Genomic DNA, 4,956 nt, shown 5'->3' with positions numbered 1-4,956 from the left:
GGGTGAAGGCGAGGGCGAGGGCGAGGGCGAAGGCGAGGGCGAAGGTGAGGGCGAAGGTGAGGGCGAAGGTGAGGGTGAGGGCGAGGGCAGCGTCGTCTGGCACACGGCGGACCAGAATCATGACGGACGAATTGCATTGTCCGAGCTACTGCGCCTGATTCAGTTCTACAATTCCGGCGCGTTTCATTGCGCCGATACTCCCGATTCCACGGAAGACGGCTATGTCGCGGGAGACGGTACGAACCGCGATTGCGCATCGCATGCGAGCGACTATAACGGCGGCCCGGACTGGAAGATCGACCTGACCGAATTGCTGCGCCTCATCCAGTTCTACAACTCCGGCGGCTGCCATTGCTGCCCCGGCGCGGGCACGGAAGACGGCTACTGCGTGGGTCCGCCGCTGTTCAGAAGGTCCTGACGTCCACGGCCGCGCCGCCCCGTTCGGCGGAGACATAGGCGCTGTAAATGGTAGAGATGGTGTCGGCGGCCAGGCGGCTGTCGCTCTCAACCGGATCGCCATAGGCTGCGGCGCGGTAAAACGCCTCGATTTCCTGCGGATAGCCCGTGAACCAGTCCTCGTCCGGCGGCATGTTCGTCCAGCCCTGTTTCTGCTCTATCTTTTCCACGGTATAGACATCCTCGAAGTTTTCGTGGCGCGGGTTGTAGACCTGCATCGATGTGTTGGGATTGATATTGCAGACCGTGCGGTGATTATTCGCGGCCACTTCGAGCCAATTGTGAATCCCGCCGAGGATGATGTCCGACGCAAACACCGTGGCGAGCGTGCCGTCCTCGAACGTGACGTGCATCATCGAAAAATCATCGATGTCGTGGTAGTTCGAACGGATATGACCCTCGTCGCGGAAACTGGGCATCCGCGTCAACGCCGCCGTGCGGCCCGTGACGGTCTTCGGGCGGATCGGCTTGCCATCCCGCGCACGGCCCTCGACCCGCTTGAGGTACAACGCCGCAGTGAGGGGATGACACCCCTTTCCGATCATCACGCCGCCGCCGGAGAACTTCCAAAAGGCATACGTCGGGTTGTGCGAGCCGGAATGGGCCTCTTCCCCATGTATCCATAGGATTTGCGCGCCGGTCTTTTCAATAATCTCACGTTCGCGCTGGACCGCCGGCGCGTACACCCAGTTCTCGGCGTACAGGATGCGCCCCTTGCTGCGCTGTTCCGCGTCGAGCATCCGCTCTACGCTCGCGAGACCATGTGTCAGTGCGTCGCCCTTGGAAAAGGTATCGCCATGAAACGACGCCGAACCGTCGCCGCAATAGCCGGTCAGCGGCTTTTCGACGATCACGGACTTGTCGCGTTCCAGCGCCGCCACGGCCACCTGCTCGTGACCGGCCACGAGCACGCAACAGTGGACCAGATCCACCTTATCGATCAGCGCTTCCAGCGAGTCGAACTTGCGGATGCCCCGCTTCGCGGCGTATTGCGCGGCTCGTTCGAGGTCGAGCGCGTAGACGCCCACTACCTCGACGTTCGCGCCGTGAACCTTGCGAATGGCCTCATAATGAAACGACGCCGAAAATCCCGCGCCGACTATCCCCGCGCGCACGGTCTCCTTTTGCATGATGCTCTCCCCGAAGTCTGCCTGCGCGTTCACAGGCCATAATCCCAATGCTGAACGCTCTCGCGCGTCACTTCTTCAATACGTCCACGTACCTGACCCCCTCCCGGTTGCCGCCCTGCTCCAGAAAGGCTTCCAGTTGTCCATCGCCGGCCTGCAACGGGACGGATTCGAACGCGCACGAAGTCGCGCCGGGCGTGAGCGGCACGCTCCGCTCGGTGTCGCCCAGTCTGAAACGGGCCTTGCTGCCCTCCGCGGCCGGCGGAAACTGCAGCAGCAAGTCATATTCGCCTTCCGTGGCGACGAGCACTTCCCAATGGCCCACGTGCTGCTTGTCCCAGCCTTCCGTATTGCGCCAGTCCTGCCGTGTCAGCACCGTCGGGTTTTCATGGGGCGTGCCCAGGTGAATCCGCATCGGCGCGAACCCGCGCGTGCTGCACACGTCCTCGAACCAGGCTTCGTATGCAGCGCGAATCTCCTGGACGATCCGCGGATAGTCCGGCGCGATGTCTCGCGCTTCCGCGGGGTCGTTCTCCAGGTCGTAGAGTTCCTTCCCGTCGACCAGCTTGTACCGCTGGTTCAGCGCTGCGCACTGGCGGAACGGTTCCGGCGCGTCGCCCCGGTGCCACTGAGAAAACAGATAGCGGTCGGGCCAGTCTCCGCCCGCGCCCAGCAGAAGCGGCGCGAGACTTCGCCCGTCGAGCCGCACCTCTTCGGGAACCGGCGCGCCGCACAGCGCCAGCAGCGTCGGCAACACGTCGATATGCGCGGCGATACGGTCGATGTCCCGGCCCGCTTCGAGCACACCCGGCCAGCGAATGAAGAACGGTACGCGGATGCCGCCTTCGTACACGCTCCCTTTCCATCCGCGCATGCCCGCATTGTAGCGCTCGGCGTTCTCCGCGGGCGTCGCCCCGTTGTCCGTCATGAAAATGACGATGGTATCGCGCTCGATGTCCCGCTTCGCCAGCAGGTCCATCACGCGCCCGGCGTTCTCGTCGATATTCGCGATCATCCCGTAGACTCTCGCGGCCCCCTCCCCCACTCCCGCGGTGCGGTACGGCGCAACATAGCGTTCGTCGATTTCGAGCGGCACGTGCGGCGCATTCATGGCGAGATACGCGAAAAACGGCCGGTCGCGGTTCGCTTCGATGAAAGCCAGCGCCGCGTCCGTGAACACGTCAGTGCAATAACCCCGGCACTTCTGCAAGGTCCCGTTGCGCGAAAGCACGGGATCGAAATAACCGCTGTCCGGCGGGTCGCTCGGCTGGCTCAGCCCGCCGCCCCGGTGCACCAGCGATTCCTGGAATCCCTGGTCCTTGGCGCGCATCGGATAGTTGTCGCCCAGATGCCATTTCCCAAAGATGCCCGTGCGGTAGCCATGCTGCGAGAACGCTTCCGCGATCGTTACCTCGTCCGGGTGCATCATCGACCGGCCGATGTACGTGTCCACCACGCCCGTGCGGTAGTTGTACCGGCCCGTCATGAGGCACGCCCGCGTCGGCGAACACACCGGACATACATGAAACCGCGTGAACCGCGTGCTTTCCGCGTGCAGCCGGTCCAGATTCGGCGTCTTCAGCACCGGATTCCCGTGACAACTCAGGTCGCCGTAGCCTTGGTCATCCGTAATGATGAGGATGACATTCGGCATTCGCCGCGAAGCGACATCCTGCGCGCGTGTCCGCGCGCCGGACACAAGCGCCGCGCCCGCGGCCATGCCCGCTTTCTGAAGGAACGCGCGACGGCTCTGCCCGCGCATGCCACCTTCCTTTCCCGTCCCCGAATCCGGATATGCCGCCTATTGTACCCGCCACTTCACTTCCGGAATGCCCATCGGGTTGAACTCGCGGAAGAAAACCAATTGTTGCGGCGCACTGATGTCGATATCCTGGATGGCGGTGTGAAAACGCACATTACCCCAGTCCGCCCGGAGACGCACTTTCTGCTTGCCCGCTGCAATCCCGATGGTGCCGTTTGATCCCGCCTGAAAACTCGCCAGCGGCACGGACGTTGCCCCCACATCGCCCAGCCACACGTCGAGGACACCGCCCGTCTCATTCGTAGCGGCCAGCTTCACGCCGTTCGGGTCGCCGAAGATTCCGTTCACCGCCTGAGGCTGCGCACGTCTCGCAACCGGCGCAGCCGCCGCGCCCGCCGGCGCCTCTTCCGCATGCATGAAATTCAGGTAGTAGTACGCCCCGCCCGCGCCCGCAACCAGCACGACAAGCACCGCGACAAGCACGAGGTTCCCGCTGCTCTTCTTCGCCGGGGCGCCAGCCCGTTGACCGGGTGCGGCGGGCTTCGCCGCGGGCGCTCGCGCCGGGGACGGCGCCGCCGCGCGCCCCGGCTGCGTCAGCCGGGCGCGCAATTGGGCGCCCCGCGCATCCCCATACACGTTCGCGAGCATTTCGCAGATTTCGACCGCCTCCGGGACCTTCCCCAGCGCGCCCAGGCATAGCGCCCGCGCGTATAGTACTTCCACGTTTCCGGGTGCCTGCTGCGCCAGTTGGTCGAGTAGTCTCAGCGCGTCCGGATACCGTTTTGCCTGGTATAACTGCCCCGCCTGCTGAAAAAGCTGCTTCATGTTGCCGTTGCCCATGGAACTTCTCCCGTCTCTCCGAATCGCCTGATGATAAGTCCCCGCCGCGAAGATGTCCAGCGCCCCGGGCGAGCGCCGCGGGCAATGCTCGGTAAGCTTCCTTCACGCTCCCTGGAGCGTCCGGGCGTTCAACCAGCACTGGCAGGTTGTGGATTGTGAGTTACGCACGGCGCAGTGTGGCTCACACAGTGTGGCACAGCCGCCATCGGCTGTGCAGTGTAATGCAGAATCAGCATTCCCGCACGAGCGGGCCAGCCGTAGGCGACGTTGGTCGTGGCGTTGTGGATGGACGCCAGGTAATCCATGATGCGCCGCCGCAACGCGTCATTCGGCACGCCGAACGTCGAGTCGGTGATATCATGCGCGCCGTCCACCGGGCAAAAGCATGGGCGGGACGCCCGTGCTACGCCGCGCCCGGGCAGAAACCGTCTTCGCTGTCTGTACATGGGTGGTAGCCGTCCATGTTGTAGAGTTGAATGAGGCGGAGCAATTCAGAAAGGTCGATTGTCCAGTCTTCCGGCGCATAATCGCTGTCGTGGTGGCGGCAGCCCTGGTCGCCTACACCAGGCTCGTAATCGTCTTCCGTGCAAGGTTCGCAGTGCAGCCCGTCCAAATTGTAGAACTGAATCACCCGGAGCAATTCATTCAGCGAAATCTCGCGGTCCGTGTCCTTGTCCGCGCTGTGATAATACCGCTGCGGTGCGGGCTCGCCTTCGCCTTCTCCCTCGCCCTCCGCCGCAGCAGGATCGTAGACCCAGATATCGCTGAGGG

5 protein-coding genes are annotated in these 4,956 nt (G+C 63.7%); 1 reads left to right on the top strand and 4 read right to left on the bottom strand.

Features of this window, described 5'->3' with window-relative positions; all coding sequences use genetic code 11:
* A partial coding sequence (locus KA184_23270; GenBank protein ID MBP8132512.1) for a hypothetical protein occupies positions 1 to 418 on the top strand: 418 nt, incomplete at its 5' end.
* Here the strand turns inward: KA184_23270 and KA184_23265 are convergent.
* The 4 genes from KA184_23265 to KA184_23250 all read right to left on the bottom strand — a co-directional run.
* Positions 405 to 1,586: a Gfo/Idh/MocA family oxidoreductase gene (locus tag KA184_23265; protein ID MBP8132511.1), complete on the bottom strand. Its 1,182-nt coding sequence runs from the start codon at positions 1,584 to 1,586 to the stop codon at positions 405 to 407. The two genes, KA184_23270 and KA184_23265, sit on opposite strands and share 14 nt — an antisense overlap.
* A gap of 67 nt (positions 1,587 to 1,653) precedes the next feature.
* Entirely contained in the window at positions 1,654 to 3,345 is a 1,692-nt protein-coding gene (locus tag KA184_23260; GenBank protein MBP8132510.1) for an arylsulfatase, read from the bottom strand.
* 39 nt (positions 3,346 to 3,384) lie between these two features.
* Positions 3,385 to 4,185 carry a tetratricopeptide repeat protein gene (locus tag KA184_23255; GenBank protein MBP8132509.1) on the bottom strand — a complete coding sequence of 267 codons (801 nt, stop codon included), beginning with the start codon at positions 4,183 to 4,185 and terminating at the stop codon, positions 3,385 to 3,387.
* A 403-nt stretch (positions 4,186 to 4,588) separates the two neighbouring features.
* A partial coding sequence (locus KA184_23250) for a hypothetical protein (protein ID MBP8132508.1) occupies positions 4,589 to 4,956 on the bottom strand: 368 nt, incomplete at its 5' end.

The sequence above is a fragment of the Candidatus Hydrogenedentota bacterium genome, assembly GCA_018005585.1.
Lineage (GTDB): Bacteria > Hydrogenedentota > Hydrogenedentia > Hydrogenedentales > JAGMZX01 > JAGMZX01.
Note: the sequence above shows the minus strand (reverse complement) of the source record. Positions and strands in the feature narration are given on the sequence as shown.